The 244-nt window shown below is 52.9% G+C and carries 1 protein-coding gene; it reads right to left on the bottom strand.

Annotated features, from left to right (window positions below; genetic code table 11):
• Window positions 1-244: hypothetical protein (locus SB847_RS21995; protein WP_410578859.1), on the bottom strand; the 244-nt coding region annotated here is incomplete at both ends.

Here is a 244-nt window from a genome sequence, read left to right as displayed (position 1 = left end):
TCAGGTAATCATGACGCATCTGATCCGGGGAGGCAAAAATTGCGGAGCCTGGTTCGGGGCGCGCTTCCGTCGTTTCAACATCGGAGGTTTCTACAGCAGGAGTCAGGTTGCTGAAACGTTTACCCGCGTCGCCTAATTCATGAACAGTTGACATGAATTTCCTGAACAAGCGGTACCCCAAAGTCAGGTGGAGGAGCAGGGATAGGGCAATGAGCGCGATCCACAACAGGATCCAAAACCACCA

Origin of the sequence: Bacillus sp. SIMBA_026 (assembly GCF_046535335.1) — a bacterium.
GTDB lineage: Bacteria > Bacillota > Bacilli > Bacillales > Bacillaceae > Bacillus > Bacillus velezensis.
The sequence above is the reverse complement of the archived record's forward strand: the minus strand, read 5'-3'. Positions and strand labels throughout refer to the sequence as shown.